The 19,106-nt window shown below is 39.6% G+C and carries 21 protein-coding genes and 1 pseudogene; 3 read left to right on the forward strand and 19 right to left on the reverse strand.

The genetic code is table 11. The features are described 5' to 3' along the window. Window positions 1–20: 20 nt before the first annotated feature. Window positions 21–1,304, reverse strand: a complete 1,284-nt coding sequence (gene ltrA, locus C7E02_RS17605) for a group II intron reverse transcriptase/maturase (protein WP_029731837.1) — start codon at window positions 1,302–1,304, stop codon at window positions 21–23. Between the two features lie 703 nt (window positions 1,305–2,007). Between ltrA and C7E02_RS17615 the strand changes: the two genes are divergently transcribed. After that, complete coding sequence (locus C7E02_RS17615) at window positions 2,008–2,364, forward strand: helix-turn-helix domain-containing protein (protein WP_105310282.1); 357 nt, start codon at window positions 2,008–2,010, stop codon at window positions 2,362–2,364. Between the two features lie 66 nt (window positions 2,365–2,430). On the opposite strand, the gene C7E02_RS17620 is transcribed toward C7E02_RS17615, so the two are convergent. Both C7E02_RS17620 and C7E02_RS17625 read right to left on the reverse strand, forming a co-directional pair. Then, on the reverse strand, window positions 2,431–2,619 hold the full coding sequence (locus C7E02_RS17620; protein ID WP_105310283.1) for a cysteine-rich KTR domain-containing protein: 189 nt from the start codon (window positions 2,617–2,619) through the stop codon (window positions 2,431–2,433). A 15-nt stretch (window positions 2,620–2,634) separates the two neighbouring features. Next, on the reverse strand, window positions 2,635–4,011 hold the full coding sequence (locus tag C7E02_RS17625) for an MATE family efflux transporter (protein ID WP_105310284.1): 1,377 nt from the start codon (window positions 4,009–4,011) through the stop codon (window positions 2,635–2,637). A 126-nt stretch (window positions 4,012–4,137) separates the two neighbouring features. On the opposite strand from C7E02_RS17625, the gene C7E02_RS17630 reads away from it, so the two are divergent. Together C7E02_RS17630 and C7E02_RS20765 are read left to right on the forward strand one after the other, a co-directional pair. Beyond that, window positions 4,138–4,668, forward strand: a complete 531-nt coding sequence (locus tag C7E02_RS17630) for a PadR family transcriptional regulator (protein WP_105310285.1) — start codon at window positions 4,138–4,140, stop codon at window positions 4,666–4,668. Window positions 4,669–4,824: 156 nt separating this feature from the next. Continuing rightward, window positions 4,825–4,881: pseudogene (locus C7E02_RS20765) on the forward strand (hypothetical protein); the annotation flags it as partial. Between the two features lie 25 nt (window positions 4,882–4,906). Here C7E02_RS20765 and C7E02_RS17640 read toward each other — a convergent pair. From C7E02_RS17640 to mobT, 16 genes are all read right to left on the reverse strand, one after another. Continuing rightward, window positions 4,907–5,770 carry a DUF4097 family beta strand repeat-containing protein gene (locus C7E02_RS17640; protein WP_105310286.1) on the reverse strand — a complete coding sequence of 288 codons (864 nt, stop codon included), beginning with the start codon at window positions 5,768–5,770 and terminating at the stop codon, window positions 4,907–4,909. Window positions 5,771–5,788: 18 nt separating this feature from the next. Further along, a complete protein-coding gene (locus C7E02_RS17645) occupies window positions 5,789–6,493 on the reverse strand; it encodes an ABC transporter permease (protein ID WP_105310287.1) in 705 nt (234 codons plus the stop codon). After that, a complete protein-coding gene (locus C7E02_RS17650; protein WP_105310288.1) occupies window positions 6,493–7,410 on the reverse strand; it encodes an ABC transporter ATP-binding protein in 918 nt (305 codons plus the stop codon). The genes C7E02_RS17645 and C7E02_RS17650 overlap by 1 nt, the downstream gene beginning before the upstream one ends. A gap of 86 nt (window positions 7,411–7,496) precedes the next feature. After that, a complete protein-coding gene (locus tag C7E02_RS17655) occupies window positions 7,497–8,435 on the reverse strand; it encodes a sensor histidine kinase (protein ID WP_105310289.1) in 939 nt (312 codons plus the stop codon). Beyond that, window positions 8,432–9,127 carry a response regulator transcription factor gene (locus tag C7E02_RS17660; RefSeq protein WP_105310290.1) on the reverse strand — a complete coding sequence of 232 codons (696 nt, stop codon included), beginning with the start codon at window positions 9,125–9,127 and terminating at the stop codon, window positions 8,432–8,434. Before C7E02_RS17660 ends, C7E02_RS17655 begins: the two co-directional genes overlap by 4 nt. A gap of 133 nt (window positions 9,128–9,260) precedes the next feature. Next, complete coding sequence (locus C7E02_RS17665; protein WP_330406870.1) at window positions 9,261–10,163, reverse strand: conjugal transfer protein; 903 nt, start codon at window positions 10,161–10,163, stop codon at window positions 9,261–9,263. Window positions 10,164–10,181: 18 nt separating this feature from the next. Then, a complete protein-coding gene (locus tag C7E02_RS17670; RefSeq protein ID WP_105310292.1) occupies window positions 10,182–11,186 on the reverse strand; it encodes a bifunctional lytic transglycosylase/C40 family peptidase in 1,005 nt (334 codons plus the stop codon). Beyond that, on the reverse strand, window positions 11,183–13,267 hold the full coding sequence (locus C7E02_RS17675) for a CD3337/EF1877 family mobilome membrane protein (RefSeq protein ID WP_105310293.1): 2,085 nt from the start codon (window positions 13,265–13,267) through the stop codon (window positions 11,183–11,185). The genes C7E02_RS17670 and C7E02_RS17675 overlap by 4 nt, the downstream gene beginning before the upstream one ends. Before the next feature lie 5 nt (window positions 13,268–13,272). Beyond that, the gene (locus C7E02_RS17680) at window positions 13,273–15,723 is read right to left on the reverse strand and encodes an ATP-binding protein (RefSeq protein ID WP_105310294.1); all 2,451 of its coding nucleotides are present in this window, start codon (window positions 15,721–15,723) and stop codon (window positions 13,273–13,275) included. After that, window positions 15,710–16,099 (reverse strand): conjugal transfer protein, encoded by a 390-nt coding sequence (locus tag C7E02_RS17685; protein WP_087287245.1) that lies wholly within the window; start codon window positions 16,097–16,099, stop codon window positions 15,710–15,712. The genes C7E02_RS17680 and C7E02_RS17685 overlap by 14 nt, the downstream gene beginning before the upstream one ends. Window positions 16,100–16,216: 117 nt before the next feature. Then, window positions 16,217–16,705, reverse strand: coding sequence for an antirestriction protein ArdA (locus tag C7E02_RS17690; RefSeq protein WP_105310295.1), 489 nt, complete (start codon window positions 16,703–16,705; stop codon window positions 16,217–16,219). 23 nt (window positions 16,706–16,728) lie between these two features. Next, the gene (locus C7E02_RS17695; RefSeq protein ID WP_105310365.1) at window positions 16,729–17,223 is read right to left on the reverse strand and encodes an antirestriction protein ArdA; all 495 of its coding nucleotides are present in this window, start codon (window positions 17,221–17,223) and stop codon (window positions 16,729–16,731) included. Further along, a complete protein-coding gene (locus C7E02_RS17700) occupies window positions 17,205–17,450 on the reverse strand; it encodes a hypothetical protein (protein WP_105310296.1) in 246 nt (81 codons plus the stop codon). The genes C7E02_RS17695 and C7E02_RS17700 overlap by 19 nt, the downstream gene beginning before the upstream one ends. A gap of 30 nt (window positions 17,451–17,480) precedes the next feature. Then, window positions 17,481–17,702 carry a hypothetical protein gene (locus C7E02_RS17705; protein WP_008393067.1) on the reverse strand — a complete coding sequence of 74 codons (222 nt, stop codon included), beginning with the start codon at window positions 17,700–17,702 and terminating at the stop codon, window positions 17,481–17,483. Next, window positions 17,702–17,833, reverse strand: a complete 132-nt coding sequence (locus C7E02_RS17710) for a DUF3789 domain-containing protein (protein ID WP_105310297.1) — start codon at window positions 17,831–17,833, stop codon at window positions 17,702–17,704. Before C7E02_RS17710 ends, C7E02_RS17705 begins: the two co-directional genes overlap by 1 nt. 4 nt (window positions 17,834–17,837) lie before the next feature. After that, complete coding sequence (mobT, locus tag C7E02_RS17715) at window positions 17,838–19,088, reverse strand: MobT family relaxase (RefSeq protein ID WP_105310298.1); 1,251 nt, start codon at window positions 19,086–19,088, stop codon at window positions 17,838–17,840. Window positions 19,089–19,106 lie beyond the last annotated feature (18 nt).

Genomic DNA, 19,106 nt, shown 5'->3' on the forward strand with positions numbered 1-19,106 from the left:
TATACGGCGGTTCAATCAACTTAACAAGTAACACACTTTTCGGTGTAGTAATCTAACATTGTGATTAGTCCAAATGAGGCTAATCTTTTGTTACTTATAGCAACATTTACTGCGCCTTTGTTACATACATAAGCTATTCTTTTACCTGTGTATGCAACTCGTCTAGCTGTGTTTCTGTCTATTCCAAGTTTTACAAGGTTCTTCTCTCGATTCTGTGGTGTTTTCCATTGTTTCCAAATGCACATGCGAAGCCGATAACGGATTCTTGAATCTAATTCCTTGCATAGTGTTTTCATACTGCCTATCTTGAAGTAGTTAATCCAACCTCTTATGAGCTGATTGAGCTTCTCCACTTTACAGCTGTTGCTAACACCCCAACTACGGCATGTGAGTTCTTTCATTCTCTTCTTAAACTTCGCTACTGATTTTGCATGTGGTTTTGCCTTAAACTGATGCGCTCTTGAATCAAAGTAGAACCCAAATCCAAGGTATTTAAGTCCGCTTGGTCTGTCTACTTTACTCTTAGTCATGTTGACCTTGAGCCCTAGCTTTTCTTCGATGAATCGTGAGATATTTCTCATAACTCTATTCGCAGACATTTCACTTCCGACCATGATAATACAGTCATCTGCATATCGTACAAAGTTAAGCCCTCTCTTTTCCATTTCCTTATCAAGTTCATTGAGCATGATGTTTGCCAGCAATGGAGAAAGGTTTCCGCCTTGTGGAGTTCCCACAATGGAATCCTCATACTCATCGTCTATCATAATTCCGCTCACTAGATACTTCCTTACAATAGAGATGACATCTCCGTCCTTAATTGTTCTTCCAATTAAAGTCATTAGCTTATCATGGTTTACTGTGTCAAAGAACTTTTCCAAGTCGATGTCTACAATCCAGTCATTTCCGTCATTCATTATATCAAGTGCCGTTAGAATTGCCTGCTGTGCACATCTATTAGGTCTGAATCCGTAACTGTGGTCATGGAACTGTTCCTCATAGATTGGTGTTAACGCCTGTGCGATGGCTTGTTGTATGAATCTGTCTGTTACTGTTGGTACTCCCAGGTTTCTGACACCGCCATCAGGCTTTGGTATCTCCACTCTTCGTACTGGCTGAGGCTTATATTTTCTTGTCCTCAACTGTCCCTTGATGGTTTCGCCGTTCTTTGCAAGGTGTTCCTTCAGTTCTGTGTACTTCATTCCGTCCACTCCCTCAGCACCTTTGTTTCGTACGACTTGCAGATATGCTCTGTTGAGATTATCACTAGATAATATCTGCTCCATTAGATTACTTGTGTCCATGCGTTCTTTCCTTTCCGTCTCGCTTGATTTGACCACCTTTTACCCGATTGGTTACGGCAGATGTTGTCATTTCTGCAATACGAGACATACTCAAACTGATTGATTGTTCGCCCCTTCGCTCCATCCCCATTACAGAGACTTCTTCACTACTATGGGCTCGGCTGACTTCTCACAGTTCGTTGTTACTAGGCTAATGAAACCTCTGTGAGACCTCCACGCTTAAGGTGCACGCTCTTTCTCTCCATATATCCGCCGCATTTACTCTGCTTCTACAAACGTGGTAGTTATTAGACTTCGCTGTTCTTTGCCAGCTTATCACTCGAAGCCTAGCCTTATATGCGATTTCTGTCCGTCGGACCAGAGATTTGCTTACAGCTTCCTTCAGATTCCACCTCACGGTAGACACCCTTGCTGTTCGGCTATACATTTCCCACTACCTGGGCATGTTCGGGACTTACACCCGTTAGAGCGCGCCCATGGCGCGCAAACAAAGAAAAAGGCGGCTTATCAAACCGCCATTGAAGTAATGATATTTTTTGACACGCAAAAATGGTACTGTTAATAACGGTTTTTTTTATTTACCGCTAGGCAGTACCTTTTTTGGTTTTATACGCATAATAGGAACTCACAAACCATACTATACGTTTTTCTATACCTGTTAGAAAATCAACAGGAACAGTAAAATATAGTGAGGTGATTACATATGCGTAAAAAAGAAGATAAATATGATTTTAGAGCTTTTGGTCTTGCAATCAAAGAAGCTCGTAAAAAGCAAAAATTAACTCGTGAGCAAGTGGGAGCAATGATTGAGATTGACCCACGCTATTTAACAAATATCGAAAACAAAGGGCAACACCCAAGTTTACAGGTGTTCTATGACCTTGTATCATTACTTAATGTTTCCGTTGATGAATTTTTCCTGCCTGCGTCTGATCTGGATAAAAGCACCAGAAGACGACAGTTGGAAAAACAACTTGACAGCCTTTCCGATAAAGATTTAATTATAATGGAAAGTGTCGCTGATGGAATTATCAAATCTAAGGAAGTGGAGGACGAGTAATCCTCCACTTTTTAGCTTTTAAATAAAATAAGCCGATAATCCAAGAAATCTCATTCATTCTCGGTATTATCGGCTCTGCGTCTTAGCGTCTGGCTCTTTTACAATGGTAACTATTTGATTCTTTACATTGATTAGACTTTCTTTCCTGCATTTAGGACAATATAACGGAAAGTTTATCAATTTTGTATCTTTTCTTATCTTTGTTCGTGTTTTATTTCCACAAACAGGACACAGTACCCATTGCTGACTTATCATAATTACCTCCTTATTTTATTCCGTTTTTTCAGATAGAAATTTTTGTTTTGTTAATGTTAATTCTTTGTGTAAGTGTAATGCCATAAATATTGTGATAATTGCAGAAAGTAAGTCTGCAATCGGTTGTACATAGAGAATACCGTTTATACCCCAAAATGCAGGAAGTATCAAGATTACTGGTACAAAACAGATACCTTGTCGGCAAGCTCCCAGAATAAATCCTGCCAATCCTTTTCCAAGTGCAAGGAATAATGAGGAATATACGGTATAAAATCCAAACAACATGAATGAAATACCGTTTATTCGTAATGACTGTGTTCCTACACGAATCATTTCTAAATCACCCTTTGTAAATTGAGATATGATTCCATTTGAAAATATTGTCAATACCAATCCGTAAATCACACAAAATGCAGTAGACCATATAATAGAAGTCTTGATTGCTTCATGTAATCGGTCAAACTTTTTTGCACCATAGCTATATCCAGCAATCGGTTGGAATCCTTTAATGAATCCAAATACCATCAAACTTCCCATAGAAACAACTCTTGTAACAGCACCCATGCCAGCAATAACGGAATCTCCATAAGGTCTTGCCTGTGTATTGACAAGTGAAATAGAAAGACTTGTCAATATCTGGAATACTAATGTTGGAATACCAATTTTAAATATCTCCGATATGATTTCTTTTGTAAATGTACAGTTCTTGATTCTAAAATGGTAAATACTCTTTTTTCTAAGAACAAATGTCAAATAAACTAAAGTTGAAATAATCTGTGAAATTGCGGTTGCGATTGCTGCACCAGCAACACCCATATCTAATACATAAATGAAAACTGGGTCTAAACCAATATTCAATATTGCACCAGCCATCAAAGCAAGCATAGTTGTCTTTGCAGCACCCTCACTTGTCACAATATTATTCATTGTCACATTAAATACATTGAATATACATGAAACAATATAAATACTGGCATAAGTTACAGCATAAGGCATGATACTGTCTGTTGCTCCCAATAATTTCAAGATAGGGCGAAGAAAAATCATTGAAAAGATAATTATAATCGCACCCACTGTAATACTGCTATACAGAGCTGTACTGGCAACTTGATTTGCTTTTTCTTTATCACCCTTTCCTAATAATCTGGAAAGATAAGACGCTGCACCATTTCCAAATAACAACCCAAGACCGACAACAACCTGACCGAGAGGATATACGACAGAGATTGCTCCCATCTGACTTGTACCTAATCCCCCAACAAAATATGCGTCTACCAAGTTGTAGATGGCATTTACCATCATACCGAGCATGGTAGGGATTCCCATTGCTATAAGAGCTTTGGGGATTGGAGCATTACCTAAAAGCTCCATCTTATTGTTTTTACTGCTCATGTTAAAATCTCCTTTCTCTTGACATTAAGTGTAAAATATAATACTATAATTTATAGTAATCGCAGCTGCGATATTCATACTACTATAATTTATAGTAGTTGTCAAGAAGAAACGGAGGACTATTTCATGGCAACGATTGATTTAATTGTTTTAGGTATTCTGAAAAAAGAATCATTAAGTGCATACGATATTCAAAAACTGGTTGAATACCGTAATATCTCTAAATGGGTAAAAATCAGCACACCTTCAATATACAAAAAAGTAATACAGCTAGAAGAAAAAGGATATATTACCAGCACAACCATCAAAGAGGGAAAAATGCCAGAAAAGGCAGTCTATACATTGACTGATTCTGGACACCATCAGTTCGAAAAGTTGATGATGGAAATTTCCTGTAAGCCGATTAACATTTTTTTGGATTTCAATGCGGTAATTGTCAATATTGACAGTTTATCCAAAGATACTCAAAAATTGTGTCTTGCTAATATTGAAAGTAATGTCCAAACGCTAAAATCATATCTTGAGGAAAACATGAATCTCAAAAAAGATGTTCCCGAAATTCCAGAAACAGGTATAGCAGTTTTGGAACAACAATATATTCTCACACAGGCAATCGAAACATGGATTAAGTCAATGAAAGAATATTTTAACTTGTAGTATACTCCATCAAATATAGGTCAAGTATTTTTATGACCTTGTATCATTACTTAATATTTCCGTTGATGAATTTTTCCTGCCTGCGTCTGATCTGGATAAAAGCACCAGAAGACGACAGTTGGAAAACAGCTTGATAATCTTTCCGATAAGGATTTAGTTATCATGGAAAGCGTTGCTGATGGTATCCTAAAATCTAAGAAAGTGGAGGATTGATTTTCCTCAACTTTCTTAGCAAACATTACTTTATTGATATTGTTCCACTGTCACTCATAACTGATAAAGAACATTTTCCTTTACCAATACTTCCCTGTTTACAACCTGCGGTATCAGTAGTAGCTTTAGCATTTTGAAGCTGCATTGTAACATCATCTGAACCGCTAGATACGTTATAAGATAAATTATCTGGTTGTGTCCCATGCGATATTGTTATATCGCCAGAACCTGTTTCTATAAATAGAGAAGTATAATCACTTATACCGCTTATATTTACTTCTCCAGCGTCAGTTAAAATTGCAGTTTCGTTGGTAAAAATCTTTTTAATGGTAACATATGCAGATTCTGTTTGAATATCACAATCAGAGCAAGAACCGCCTGTAATTTTAATATCACCCGAATTTGAACCTATTTTAGCATTTTCTATAACCAAATCTGACATAGACACATAACCAGAATCATTTTCCATAGTAAAATCAGAAAGGTTGATAGCTTCAATTTCCATATCGCCAGAACCATTGTTAATATCCAATGATAACACTGTGTCTTTCGGAATATAAAGAGTAATTTTGCCAGCTTTTCCAAAGGAAAATTGTGTTGCAATATTTTTAGAGGAAGTTGTATCCTGTTGTATAACTAATTGACTTTCATTTTGTAATATCTGTATATTACTAACCCCATCTTCAATTTTTCCATCATAACTAACGTGAATTTTATCATCGCTAGAAGCCAATATTTTTAAATTCCATGAAGAATTATTTATAACTATTTCAGAAATATCATTTGTAGAAAATTCTTTTTCAGAATCAACTTTTTGTCCATTTCCACAACCTGTCATACAGAAACTTAGTCCTAAGACCATCATTAACAATAATTTTTTTATACTCATACGCACCCCCTATAATAACTATAATAAATCTTTACTTTCTGCATTATATACCGACAAAACAGCAAAGCCTAAAGATATACTAGTTAAGATAATAGGGAATATTGCGTTATCTGCTAATGTGAAGTCACCAACATTTGCTTGAGTGAGGAAAATCAACAAAAATGATGTAATAATAGTTGCCTTTGAAGACTTCATTGCCATTCCCACAAACAAAGCGATAAAACTCATACTCACTATTACTACTGATTTAAGTATCAGTTGAATATAGAATGATAAACTACCAATATCAAAATCAATAGCGAAAGATGATTGCATAAATTTAGCTCCGATAAATACACACATATAAATAGCTAACTTTGTTAATATCAAGGCTACAAAATTAAATGACCATACAGCCAGCATTTGAGAAGCTAATATTTTTTGTCGTTTAATAGGATAAGAAAACATTAAATTCATAGTCTTATTTTTGTAGGCACTTACGATAAATGACGCTAACATCACACTAGTAAAAATAAGAAATGTCATGCTTGTAAACAATTCTATTGGTGAGGAAATAGTATTTGTTCCCGGAGCAGCGTCTAGTGTACCATCTGGGTCATTCGCAATACCTAGAAATGCCAGTGCAAAAACAAATAAGCAAAGCAGAGCAGCCATAATAATTGCATTGCGGATGTATTTTCCAATGTTGTTTTTCTTCCATTCAAGTTTGATTAACTTTAACATTATTTTCCCACCTCCGCTGTCATTTTTAAGAAATAATCTTCCAATGTTTCTGTGTGCTTATTGATAGAGGTTATCTCTACACCATTCAGCATTAGCTCTTTTGAAATTTTTTGTGTAGTAACATTTACCTCATATATACGGATTTTTGAATCATTAATAATCTTGAAGTTATTCAATTCCATCTTTTCAGCCAGCACATAAGCCGCTTTTTGGGTATCTGTAACAGCAAGTTCAATATAAGCTGTGTTCATTTCAGAAATTTCTTTCATGGAAATTTCTTTCATCATTCTTCCATGATTGATAACACCGATTGTATCTGCAATACTTTCAATCTCTGAAAGAAGATGGCTAGATATAATTAGTGTAATACCATATTCCGAGCATAGCATTTTGAATAAATCTCTAAGTTGTTTCATTCCAGCAGGGTCTAATCCATTTGTTGGTTCATCAAGAACAACTAACTCTGGTTTACACAAAATTGCACGGGCAATCCCTAATCTTTGTTTCATTCCCAAAGAGTAACTTTTTACTGGTTTATTCGCTGCTTCTCCAAGATTAAGCATTTCCAAAACTTCATCAATGCTCCCCTTGTTATAATATCCCATGTATTCACAATGAAGCTGCAAATTATCTTTTCCACTCATATGTTCATAAAATGTAGGAAATTCTATAATACTTCCCATACGCTTTAATACTTCATAAGAAGTTGTTTCCAACGTTTTTCCGAAAAGCTCAACGGTTCCTTTGGTTGGTTTCCAAAGGTTTGTAATCATTTTCATAACCGTAGTTTTTCCAGCTCCATTAGGACCTAAGAATCCGTAAATTTCTCCTTTTTTTACATGGATATTCACATCAGTAACTAATTCTTTGCCATCTATGATTTTTGTTAGATGGTTAGTTTGCAAAATGTAAGACATATTTCATTGCCTCCTTTCTGAATATCATTGTAATATTATAGATTTTCAAAACTCTTGACTAATTCTTACGAATTTCTTTCGTGACATTAGTAACTTATTTTTTTCAGCTTTACAGTAAAAGTAGTTTTGATATTTGGTATACTGTCTAAGAAAATATCTCCACCTAATTGTACTGCAAGATTCTTAGCGATAGTCAAACCAAGACCATTTCCTTGTATTTCACGGTTTCTGGAATCCTCCATTGTATATAGACGGTCAAATACGTTAGAAGCAAATTCCTTTTTTATTCCTTTTCCTTTATCGGTTACATCAATAAAAACATTTGCCTTATCCTCATATAAAAATATTCCTAAATATTTACCGTCGTTTCCATAGCGTATTACATTAGATATTAAATTGAAAAGGATTCTTTGAAGTGCGTCTTTGTCACCTTGTACGAAGATTGTTGTTTCTGGTATTGATATATCAACGGTAAAATCTTTTTGCAATAAAATATCATAGAAACTTAATACGTTTTCTCTGCATAGTTCGTTAATGTTAATCTTACAGAGATTTATATTTGTGTCGCCAGCTTCTAATTTTGCAAGAGTAAAAAACTGATTGATTAAGTCCATTACTTGTTTTGCCTTTGATTCTACTTTCTTCAACATTTCATTATCTGCATTGCCAAGACGCAATATTTCTAAATACCCTAATATGACAGTTAAAGGCGTTTTTATATCATGGGAGATATTTGCCAACATTTTCTTTGAAGAAATTTCTTCTCTTTTAAAGTCGGCTTTTATCTTTTGACGGTCAATCAGAAGTCGGTTGATTTGTCCTCCCAATTCCATTAGAACCTTATTATCTGTGAATACCATAACTTTTTCGTCGCTGCCAGTTTCTAAAATTTCTTCTAACTTCTCACTTATTTGTTTTAATTTCGTCTGTATTCCTCTGGTGAACACGAAGCGTTGATACAAAATAATGAGAAGCAGCATAATAATTATAAGCACCAAAAAGAAAATAATTGTTTTATCGCTCATTCTTTAAAATCTCCTAACTTATATCCGATTCCCCAAACGGTAATAATATATTGTGGGTCACGGGGATTATCTTCGATTTTAGTTCTTAATCTGCTGATATGAACATTTACAGCATTTTCATCACCTAAATATGCGTCATTCCATACAAGGGAATAAATCTGTTCCTTTGTGTATACTTTTTTCGGATTCTGTAATAATAACTTTAAAATTTCAAATTCTTTTGCAGTAAGCTCAATTTCTTTTCCATTTTTCTTTACAGAGTAATCATTAAGATTCATGCTAAGAACGCCTTGTGTAATAACTGGCTGTTCCATAGAAGTACCCATAGCGTATTGTGTACTTCTTCTGATATTTGCCTTAATTCGTGCCAATACTTCTGTGACAGAAAAAGGCTTTGTAATATAATCATCTGCTCCCAATCCCAAGCCTAGCGTTTTATCAGAATCAGTATCTTTTGCAGAAATAATAATGATAGGTACTGTGTTATGTTCTCTGATTTTACTCATAACCTCTATACCATTCATTTTTGGTATCATTAAATCAAGTAATACCAAACTAAAACTATCTGAAAAGAATTTTTCACAAGCACTTTCCCCATCTAACGCTGTAATAACTTCAAAATTTTCTGTTATTAAAAAATTTTTTAGCATTGTACTAATTTCTATATCATCTTCAACTAATAATATTTTCATTTTGCTTTACCTCCATTTTCACAATTACTTTTAATTATATTGCGTTCATTTGGAATAGGCAAACAATATTGTTATTTCAACTGCAAAAAGGCTTGCAGATCATATAGGTATGAAGTGCAAGCCTTTTATAGTATTATCCTACAATCTTCCAGTTATTATCTTTTTCCAGTGTCAATTCAAACTGTGAAATCTGTGTTGCCTTCGTTCTTTGGTCGAGGTATTTCACCGATACTGATACTTTGACCTGTTCCCCGTCCTTGATAAAGATAGGATTTACTAGCTCCGAAAACACATAATCACAGTTTACAGGTTCAAGCACATTGCCAGATACATAGTAGGCAAGTTCCTTTTCGGTTGCAGTCGGATAGAGCTTGAAGAAAGTTTCCAAGAACTCTGTCACTTCCTCTGTTGTGGCAGCGTCCACCGTTCCGTCAGATTCCTTTGCTTTTGGTTCATAGCTGGATTTTGTCGGTGTGCTGCTGATGGTCGGATTCTGTGTGATAACCATGTTTCCGCTACCATCTACATGAACCACCACCATGTAAGCGGAAGTGTAGCCGACTGACTGTTCACCCTCCGTTACCGTTTGATCAACCGAGTAGACAACGGTAAAGGCGTCCGTTCCAGCCTGTTCTATATCCCATATCTTTACATCTGTGACCGTAGAGCTTGTAGGTATATCCTGTCTTACCGTATCAACATTCAAATCCTGCAAGCTCTTTGTCAGATAGTTATTGATGGCTGCGGTTCGTGCGTCAATGGATTCCTGCGTGTTGCTCCAAGAATAGTAGGACTTCGCAAAGGCTTTTACAAAGTTCTCTATCTTGTTGGTATCAACAATACGCTGTTCAATGACTTCCTTTTCATGTACCGTGTGCATATCAATGGCGGTGAAATTCTTATACACCCCAAAGCTGACACTTGCAATCAGCACCAGCCATAAGGCAATCACTGTTTTCTTATGCGTGCCTATTTTCATCACAGGCACGTGTCTTTCTTTTTTTGGTTTCGATTCCTTGTCTTTTTTCTTGAATATCATAGTACCATTTCCTTTCTATTTCGTTTTTACCCGTCCAGCACCAATCAAATGTTGCTGCCAGTACGAGCTTGTTAAATCTGCATATCCGATAGGGTCGCCAGCGTGATACATTCTGTTGTTTCCTGCATAGATACCGACGTGTGTTACATACGTTCCAGCATTATAAGTCGAGTGAAAGAATACCAAATCACCAGCTTTCGCCTGTGATAATGGTATGTGCTGTGTAGCGTCATACTGTGCCTGTGCGGTACGGGGTAAGCTGATACCAGCTTTTCCATAGCACCAAGACGTAAGACCAGAACAATCAAAGCTGGTATTTGGATTGCTGCCGCCATAGACGTACTTCCAGCCTTGATACTTTAAGGCTTCATTGAAGATTGCCTGCACCGTAGCGTCGCTAAAGTTTGGAACAGCTAAATACTGATTTACCAGACGCACATAGAACATATTCCCGTACTTGTAACGCCAGCCGCCATTTTCCTTAATGGAAATCTCATTTTTATAGGTGACTTTCACACCGCCCGATTTATCCTTTGCGAAACTGACAGCCAGTTCAAAAGTATATTTTTTTCCGTGATTCGCCACATAATCAATAAAGCCGCCGCCATAGTTATAGGCTTGTACCACCGTATTGATGTCACAGCCTTTTGCTTCTGCGGATTTCAAAAGCTCCGAAAAGTATTTACACCCCTGTTTGATGGATTCCTCTGTTGAAAGGGAATTAAGCGGCAGACCAAGTGATTCACTGGCTTGCATAACGTCTGTCGTACCTGTGCCGCCAGATTCCACTTGCATAATCGCAAGCAGATAATTCACATAGTCCTCAATCCCGTATTCTTTCGCATACTTTTCTACCGTCGGCTGATGTTTCAGCACTTCCTCTGACAGATTCAGTCCAGAAAAATCATAGTGGGAAGTGCTGTTTTCTTCATCATCTGCGGTCACGATAAACAGAAACAAAAGCAGACAGATAATCACCGTGAAAATCCCACCAAACACAGCGAAGTGTCTTAGCTTCATTTCTTGCCGCCTTTCCTGCTGGACGTTTTATTCGTGGTCTTTTTCTGTACGGTCTTTGTCTGCTTCTGACTCTGTACGGTCTGACGGGTAGTAGGGGCAGATTGCTTATTCGCTGTTGATGTAGATTCTCTGATAACCTGTGTCCTTACATTCTCCTGTTTTCTTGTCGCTGGTTCTTTTGCTCTGGCAGATTGTGATTGTTCCTTTGTCACAGTTGCAGGACGTTCTTTTGCAGCAGATTCCTGTTTAGAACCTGCCGCCTGTGGAGCTGCTTTCGCAGATACAGGCGTTGTCACTGGTCGCTCATGCAATGGGGCAGTTCCTTTCGCTGTACCAGCTTTTGTCGCTGATCCATTGTCCTGTCGCTCCTTATCCTGTTCCACAGATTTCTTATCAACCAGCGGTCTTTGTTTATTCTGTTTCTTTGATGGCTGCTGTTTCGATACCGCTTTTTTATCCACGATGCCACGCTTAGAAGTTGCACTTGTTTCCTGCGTCTGGCTTGCAGAGCTGCTATGTATGGTCTGTGAAGAATCGCTGTTCTGTTTATCGGGCAGAGCAGGCAGCTTTCCATTACCTCCACTATGGGAAGATGGCGTATTATTCGGTCTGGTATGACCGCTGCCTGCTGATTTTGTATTATCCGTCTTTTTCGTAGACGCAGAAGCAGCCGCAGCACCAGCGACACCGCCAGCAGCACCAGCCGCAACCGTTCTTCCGATTTTACGCTCCAAGCGTCTTGCCCTGCGGTTAAGGAACATATAAGGTCGTTGCATGATTCGTCTGCTGACCTGCTGTGTATCGGAAGATTGCAGACTGAACATTGCCATTAAATCACCTAATTTAAAATAGATTCCTGCAAAGGTGACTATCTGTAAAAAGGCAATCATAAAGAACGGATAGCCAGAAGAAATCGAGTAGAACATAGTGGATATGCTGAAAGCTGTCGTGATAATCAGCGTGATTCCTGCCCTCATCATAATGGTATTGAACAGCTTCGTAAGTGCCTTTTTTGCCATGCCCTCATAAGTCGGTATCATGGATAAGATAAAGCTAATCGGTAAAAACATGGCGTAAATGATAAATAGCACCTGTGAGAAAATCATCAAACCTGTAAGCAGGAACACGAAAGCCGATATGCCGATATTGAAAATAAACAAAAATACCACCATACCTAAACGTGTCATTGTCTTTGTAACACTTAAATTGTCATTGTCCTTATCCTCGATTTCCTCAATCACAACGTCCTCTCTGTCGTCCGTATCTGGACTTGCCGATAACAGGCTTTCCACACGGTCAGAACCCAGTGTTTCTATATCGGATTCCCCGTACTGTAAGAGCAGCCACGGTTGTTTCACCTGTATGGAAAACAGGCTGTCCCTTATCAAATCCACGCTGTCTTTTCCCTTGCTGCTGGAATCGGGCAGCACAATCTTTGTGCCAAGCGATAACGCCGAGCTGCTTATATCAGCGGAAAAGTCATTGATTTTACTGATATAGTTTGGAGCGTAGGCAATAAAGGACGCTGACAGGATAAACACCACAAGGAAATTGATTACCGCATGAACCGCCTTTGTGGTTTCCCTTTTGATAAGTCCTGTATAAGCGACATAGATACCCATTACCAGAATAAGGATAAGCAAAAATCCCACATAAAATCCCTCACTGGAAAAACCGCTGGAAGTCACGCCAGCCAACGTCTGAATGTTCTTTCCGATAGAGCTTGCGGTATCAGAGATAAAGTCCAGCTTGTAGGCTTCCTGTACCACATATCCCGTTGCATTGGAAATGTATAAGCTCACCGTCCAGACAAAGTTTGTGATAGCGTATAAGCCATACTGAATACTTTTGCCGATACCGTCCAGCCAGTTCCAAGGCAACCAGTCCCAGCTTGAATCCACATAGAAGTCCAACTGGTAGTTTTCCAATGGATATTTTGAATAGGCGTTAGCGTCGCTTACCGTATTATCTACCAGACCAGCCGCATGAGCTACCGTACCTGTGATGGACAGGAATACCAGCACACCCAAAATCACTGAAAGCGTGATAAGCAGACAGCGGACTATCTTTTTCTTATCCATAGGCTTCACCTCGATTCTTCCGTCTGCACTGGCGGTCTGGTATCAAAGGCATGGAACAGGTCAGCGAATACAGGGTGAATCTGGATAACGCCCACACGCCCGTATAAATCTTGAAACAGGCATTGCCCGTTTTCCAAATCTCTAAGTCGTTTCTGGTTGCCCTCGTCCTCTTTATCCACACCGAAAAATTCAAGGGTGTTCTTGATTTCCTTTATATCTGTGCTTCTAAAGGCAAATTTCAGACCGATATTGTTCTTCATTTTCTCGTCGTCCACATCACCAGAGTTTTGTGTGACAAAGTAAACAGCGGCGTTCATGGAACGACCAGCACGAATCAATTTATTTGAGAGTGCTTTTCCCTGTGCCACCTGTAAGAACGTCCACGCTTCGTCCAAATCCACCATCTTGAAAATACTTCTGTCCGAATGGATAAAGTCTAAGGCAAAAGTACTGATAACGATAAGCATTGCCACCGACAATAATTCCATAGTGGTGTATTCTTCAAACTTTGTGTCCTTGTCTGGCAGTACAAGGTCTGCTACCTGTATGATATTAAGCTGTCGGTCTAAACTGATGGATTGCTTCACATCACCGTCCGAGAACAGTAGATGTGCAAAGTCATAGTCCGTCATGCTTTCGATATGGTCTGCGATATTTTCTGCCACTGATGAACCGTCTTTCCTTAATTCATCAATGACACGGAGTAGTCCACGCTGCTTACTCTGGGTGACAGAACGGATTGCACGACGCAGGATAGGAAACTTCTCACCATCACGACTGCTGATACCAGTTAAAAAAGTGAGTATGTCGATAGCCAGACTTTCAGCGTCCTTTGTACGCTTCATAATCACATACGGGTCAAGAAGTCCTTTGTTCCTGTCCTCACTGGTGAGATTCACGATTTTGATTTCATGTGCAATATCGGGTAGTGTTTCCTGCCAGTTGCCACGCTCTGATTTCGGGTCTACAATGACCGCTTTTCCTCCAAACAGCACCGCATAATAGATGATAAGGTTGTTACAGAATGACTTGCCGCCACCGAGCGAACCAAGAAAGGCGGCAGCCAACGCATTAGTTACCGAACCCTTAACGCCCTGTGCCGCAAGACTGGGTTTCAGATATACATTTTTTCCAGTGTCAAGGTTATAACCGATATAGATACCGTCCGTTTCCCCAAGCTGCTGTGTCGCACCGAATCCAAGACCAGCGAGAAAGTCAGAAGTGACATACTGGATATAGTCATTGATGTATCTTTTACTTGCTGGGATAAATTCACCATGCAACCCCAACATATCACCAAACGGACGAACCAGTTTGACATTCAAGTCGTCATAAAAATCCTTGACTTCATCACAGCGTCTTTTCAATTCGTCCAATGAATCAGCCGCCACACGGATAACGTAAGACAGCTTGTACATGGATTCCTTTGACTGGTCGAGATTCATTTCCAGCTCATTCACCGAATCCAGAGCTTCAATGACGTTATTTCCCGTTTCGTTGTTGGATTCCCAAGCGTGGTTATCCAAGTCTTTCAATTCCTTTTTCTTGTTACGGACAGTGGTTAAGGCTTTCTTATTTGTTACAATCTCTACATTCATGGAAGTGGAAACAGGGAATGTGAATTGCTGCTGTTGGTAGTAGAAGATTTCCGAAGATGGAAAGTCCAGCTCACCCACGATATTGTTAATCGTGAAGTAGGCAACATATGTTGTCTGATCTTCACGCTCCATCTTTAGGTATCGCTGGTTTTCTTCTATCATGCAGCGAGTAGGACGGATAAGGTCATATCGCTTCACCAGCGTTTCACGCTTTAGCTTCTTGACGGGTAAATCGTAACTGTAATCACTGTACGCAACGCCCGTATTCCCGTAAATGTGTTCCAAGAGATACCCGAAGTCGTTCTTATCCAGCCTGCGGAACTGAAAACGTCTTGATATTTTACTTTCCAAGAGCTTTTCCATCTTCATAAATCGGTTAATCTCATCATTGCTCATGGAAACAAAGTCACCCATGAGCTTGTGATTGACTTCATAGATAAAATCGGTAAAGGTCATAGCTGCTGATTTCTTCATGCTCTTTAGGTTGATTTCTTCCTCATTGACTAACAGCTTGAATCCAAGAAAAAAGCGGTAGTCAATCTGATTTTCCCCAATCATCTCAACCAACGCTTCGGTTTGTTCGTCTACCTTTTTACAGGCGATTTCTTTTAACCTGCCTGTGATTCCTTTTTTGGAACGCTCCTGCATGGCACGCAGACTGTCCTCTGTGGCAATCTGTAAGGCATGGATTTTTCCGTCACGGTTCTGTGCGATAAGCTGACGGAAGTTGTCATGCACCATATATTTTTCCTCTGGTGACAGGAACGAATAATTGTAGGGTGTCAGCTCATAGTAGGCGAAACATTCACCGTCATGGTTGAACACCAGATTGTTTTCTATATATTTAATCGGGAACATACATCACACTCCTAACTGCTGTAATAACGGGATTGAATTTCTCATGTTTCAGCTTGATGGCTTTTCCTGCATAGGTCACTTTTGGACGCAGGGCAAAGGTGACAGCCGATTTCAAGAATCCGAAAGGCTTCTTTCCGTCAAAGGTCTTTTGCGATACGAACCAAGTAAACGCCACAGGGATTCCAAAGTATTTGAGGAACGCCCCGTCAATCATGTTAAAGGGCGGCAGCTCCCCAAAGAGAATCACCACGAACAGCGACACCACAAACCAAGCCATCTGACTGAACGTGAGAGGGAACGGGAGCTGAAAGTCGTTGATTGCATAAATGACTTTCTCCACGCTCCATATGCTTGTATAGCTTTTGATTTTCTTCAATTTTCACAGCTCCTTTCTTTTCTAAAATGAGAACAGCAGCCTATATTTCAAGGCTGCTGCATAAAAAATACCAGTTCATTTATAACTGGCTGATGATAAAATATTCAGTTGTAATTGTCAGTACGGACATTCAAACACGCCATGATTGGTGACGACAAAACGTCCCTCTAAATCAAGGTCACGCCCGTAGGCTTCATAGTCTATGTAGCTTCTTATCCTGTCTGGTATCTCACCCAGACTTTGACATTCATCTATGAAGTAATAGGCAACGTCTGTCATATCGTCACAATCGGGATAATGGATAATATCGTCTGCGTGTTCGCACAATTCTTCCAAGCTGCTGTAATAGCAGAGCAGCTCTGAAAGTTCGTCCTGTATATCCTCTGGTAAATCCTCCACCATTTCACAAAGGCGGTTGACTTCCTCAATCGGTGTATATTCGTCAATCTCAAAGGGCAGCTCATAATCGTGTATTGCGTATTCTTCGTATTCGTCATTCAATCCGATACGTTCTGCCATTTCGTCATAATCCACAGGCGGCGTGAACCACGCACCCACAAGCTCACCCTCGTTGTATTTCCCAAGATTGGCGATATAAACTCGCATTTCTTCTATACCACATCCCCCCTTTACTGATAACGGAATACGCCGCTTGTTGTAAAAAGGTATCTGTCGTCCATTTCCAGCTCACTTCCGTAGGAATGGTAGTCGATATGTTTTAAAAGTTCGTGGGGAATCTCACCGAAAACGGATTCCTCACGGATAAGGTATTCTGCCAGTGCCGCACCGTCCCCCACATCATAGTAACGTATCTCGTCCTTATGGTCGATAAATTCATCAAAGCTGGCAAACCATTTCTGCTGAATGGCTTTCATTTCATTACCAATAGGCGTACCCTCCATTTCAAGAACCATGCGGCAGTTGGCGTTGATTTCCCAAAGGGGCATATCGCTGTGTATGTCAAAGGGCAGCTCATAGTCTGCAATCTCAATCTGTTCTTCATGTTCCACACCGAGTTTTTCTTTGACTTCCTCAAAGTCCACAGGGCAGTTGAACCAGTCACCAGAGTAACCGTCGTCCTCGTCATGGTAAGGTTTTGTATTGTTTAAAAGGTAGATTCGCATTTCCTGCAAGGCTTATCACTTCCTTTCCTCATTTCCAGTATTCCCATTATAACAGCATAATCTACACCGAACACATAATGAGAGAATTTTTCTAACTGTTCTTTCGGATATGTAAGCGGTAACTGTCGTTTGATTTCCTCCCACACCTCACGTTTATGGTAGGGCAGGTCAGAAACATCATGGCAGCCGATACAGTCTTTCATATCCTCAAAAATATCTGTTTTCATGTTGTCCTCCATTTTCCGACTATCGGAGCATTATGCCCCGATAATCTTATTGAATAACTGTAACAGTACATCTTTTACGCCAGAAGCGTTGAATACTAAGCCGACAGCAATTAAGGCAATCACCAGAAAGCCGATAAGTTTGGAAAACTCACGCTTGAAACCAAGATACACCCCGATAACAGCGATTGCCATAAGCACCAAGCTCTGTGCGTTAGATAAAAACCAGTTGTATAAGTTCTGTCCGAAATTCATTATTTCTTTCTCCTTTCCATCATTTCAATTTCTCTGTCTGCGGCTTTTGCTGCCTGCATAAGACACATAGTAACTACTCCGAATCCTGCTCCAAGTGAGAACAGGAAGAAGTCAAATAAGATATGTTTCATGTTGTCATTCCTCCGTTTCTGTAATGACTTCCTCTGTGGAAGTCGTCTGCTGTTCAATCAGCTTCTTATGACGCTCGGTGAGCTTCGCATGGTCTAAAATATCTTTGAGATAGCTTGTACCGTTGGTACTGTCTATCTGCTGTAAGACTTTCCATGTGGGAGCTACCTGTCTGCTTATCCAGTTCAGCGTCCTTGTGAGCGTGTACGGTTCTGGTTTGGTCGTCAGTTTCAAACGCCCACGATCAGAACCGATAAAGTACGCCCATTTCTCATTGGTTTTCCATTCGCTGCGTCGTTTCTCCACCTCCTTGTCAGCGAATCGCATATAGCGGTTGATAATATCAAAAGCGGTACGCTCTGCGTCATGGTAGGTCAGCAGGTCACGCACCGCATAATAGGCTCGCTCATTCTTTAGCCTAATTTCAAAACGGTTCTTGATTTTCGTATCTTCAATAGGAATATCGTATTTGACATACTGTTCATAGTCCTTTTCGTAGATACAGAAATAGACTTCTGATTTGAGCGAACCGATATACAATGTATTTCCCATACCATATTTATCCTGTTCCTGACTTCTGACAAGTTCACCAGAACGGTAAGACTTGAAACTGCGGAATACGGAAATACATTCTTCATGGTTGCATTTCTCTGTCAACTCTGGAATATCCAAGATTCCTGCCATATCGTTGATGGCAAGGTCAAGACGTTTCATCACACCTCCCTCTATCAGAGCGTCCATGAGAAAGTCATACCAACTCCTATGCTGTGCTAACAGGTAGCTTTCCATTTGTCGGCAGCCTTTTCCTTTCAGCTCTAGCAATGTGCCTTTTTCCTTATCGGGTGAAGTCAGCACGAACACATCACCCAAGACATAATGTTCCGCATAGGAGTAGAACCCGAAATCCTCATGTATCATCACATCAAACCTTAATTTGAGAATATCCTCAACAACGTGTTTTACGTCCTGTGTGGGGAATCGGATTCTGACGTAATCCAAGACCATTTCCAGCGGATTGTCTGGATTCAATCGCTCCAGAGCGTCCGTGAATTTCACCTTGATTTCTTCCGTCAAGGCTACTTTTCCAGATTCAAGCCTGCTGACATATTCTCGGCTGACACCAGCCATGACCGCAAGCTGATTCTGGGAAACGCCGTACTGCGTCCGTTTTTCCTTAAAATCATTTATCCAGTCGGTATCATTCAGTGAAAATCCCTCCAATCGAAAAAGGAATGTGACATTTTCCGATTTTGTCACACTCCCTTGAATGTTTGA

The organism is Dorea sp. Marseille-P4042, from assembly GCF_900290215.1.
GTDB classification, from domain to species: Bacteria; Bacillota; Clostridia; order Lachnospirales; family Lachnospiraceae; genus Dorea; species Dorea formicigenerans.